The organism is Methylobacterium sp. WL103, from assembly GCF_008039885.1.
GTDB lineage: Bacteria > Pseudomonadota > Alphaproteobacteria > Rhizobiales > Beijerinckiaceae > Methylobacterium > Methylobacterium cerastii.
Genome location: NZ_VRUX01000683.1, coordinates 1 through 2090, shown reverse-complemented (window position 1 = coordinate 2090; position 2090 = coordinate 1). Strand labels below are relative to the sequence as shown.

Below are 2090 nucleotides of genomic sequence, written 5' to 3'. Positions count from 1 at the left end.
CCCACGGCGTCAGCCCCGGCCGCGCCGTGCTCCACGCGCTGCCGACCGGCTACGCCCTCGACGGCCAGGGTGCGGTGATCGACCCCTCGGGCATGATCGGCGAGGCCCTCGGGGTCGACCTCCACGTGGTCACCGCGGAGGCCGCCGCCGCCCGCAACGTCATGCTGGCGATCGAGCATTGCCATCTCGGCGTCGAGGCGGTGATCGCCACCCCCTACGCCGCCGGCCTCTCGGCGCTCGTCGACGACGAGGCCGAGATGGGCGTCTGCGTCGTCGACATGGGCGGCGGCACCACGAGCTTCGGCGTGTTCTCCGGCGGGCACCTCGTCCACACCGACGCGATCGCCGTCGGCGGCCACCACGTCACCATGGACATCGCCCGCGGGCTCTCCACCCGGGTCGCTGCGGCCGAGCGGCTGAAGACGCTCTACGGCTCGGCCATCGCCACCCCCTCGGACGAGCGCGACATGATCGCGGTCCACGGCGTCGGCGAGGACGAGGGCGAGACCCCGAACCACGTTCCGCGCTCGCAGCTGGTGCGGATCATCAAGCCGCGGGTCGAGGAGGTGGTCGAACTCGTCCGCGACCGTCTGCGCGCCGCGGGCTTCGCCGCCCAGGCGGGGCGCCGGGTGGTGCTGACGGGCGGCGCGAGCCAGCTCGTCGGCCTGCCCGAGGTCACCCGCCGGGTGATGCAGGGCCAGGTCCGGATCGGGCGTCCGCTCGGCATCCGCGGCCTGCCCGAGGCGGCCAAGGGTCCGGCCTTCTCGGCCGCGGTCGGCCTGCTGGTCTACCCGCAGGTGGCGCATGCCGAGCACTTCGAGCCGCGGGGCCAGCGCGCCTTCGCCGGCACGGGGACCGACGGGTACATCGGCCGCGTCTACGAGTGGCTGAAGCAGGGTTTCTAGGCGTTTTCCCGGGCGCCCTCTCGCGCCCGGCCTCGACGAATCGGCGTCTCCTCGACGGAGGCGCTCCGGACAACGCGTTAAAGGTCACGAAGGGCTCGACACCATGGCCATCTCTCTCCAGGCGCCTGACATCCGCGAACTCAAGCCCCGCATCACCGTGTTCGGTGTCGGCGGCGCCGGCGGCAACGCCGTCAACAACATGATCGAGTCGGGCCTGCTGGGCTGCGAGTTCGTCGTCGCCAACACCGACGCCCAGGCGCTGACCTCCTCGAAGGCCGAGCGCGTGATCCAGATGGGCCTCGGCGTGACGCAAGGGCTCGGCGCCGGCTCGCACCCGGAGGTCGGCTCGGCCGCCGCCGACGAGGTGATCGACGAGATCCGCGACCAGCTCTCGGGCGCGCACATGTGCTTCATCACCGCCGGCATGGGCGGCGGCACCGGCACGGGTGCCGCCCCCGTCATCGCCCGGGCGGCGCGCGACATGGGCATCCTCACCGTCGGCGTCGTGACGAAGCCGTTCCAGTTCGAGGGCCTGCGCCGCATGCGAACGGCGGAAGCCGGCATCCAGGAGCTCCAGGCCGCCGTCGACACCCTGATCGTGATCCCGAACCAGAACCTGTTCCGGGTCGCCAACGAGAAGACCACCTTCGCCGACGCCTTCGCGATGGCCGACCAGGTGCTCTACTCGGGCGTCGCCTGCATCACCGACCTGATGGTCAAGGAAGGCCTGATCAACCTCGACTTCGCCGACGTGCGCGCGATCATGCGCGGCATGGGCAAGGCGATGATGGGCACCGGCGAAGCGAGCGGCGAGAAGCGCGCCAGCCGCGCGGCCGAGGCCGCCATCGCCAACCCGCTCCTCGACGACGTCTCGATGAAGGGCGCCCGCGGCCTGCTGATCTCGATCACCGGCGGCGCCGACCTGACCCTGTACGAGCTCGACGAAGCCGCCACCCGCATCCGCGAGGAGGTCGACCAGGAAGCCAACATCATCCTCGGCGCCACCTTCGACGAGAGCCTCGACGGCATCATCCGCGTCTCGGTGGTCGCCACCGGCATCGAGCCGGCGCTGATCTCGGCCAACTCCCCGAACAACAAGGAGATCGCCGAGACCGAGCAGCGCATCGCCGAGGTCGCCGAGCGCCTGCGCTCCGAGGCCCGCTCGCGCGCCGCGCAGAACGCCCC

At 71.8% G+C, this 2090-nt stretch carries 2 protein-coding genes; both read left to right on the top strand.

Features of this window, described 5'->3' with window-relative positions; translation table 11 throughout:
• A partial coding sequence (gene ftsA, locus FV222_RS24180; protein ID WP_147815838.1) for a cell division protein FtsA occupies nt 1–905 on the top strand: 905 nt, incomplete at its 5' end.
• 103 nt (nt 906–1008) lie between these two features.
• Nucleotides 1009–2090 (top strand): cell division protein FtsZ (gene ftsZ, locus FV222_RS24175; RefSeq protein ID WP_147815837.1); only part of this gene is annotated, 1082 nt, incomplete at its 3' end.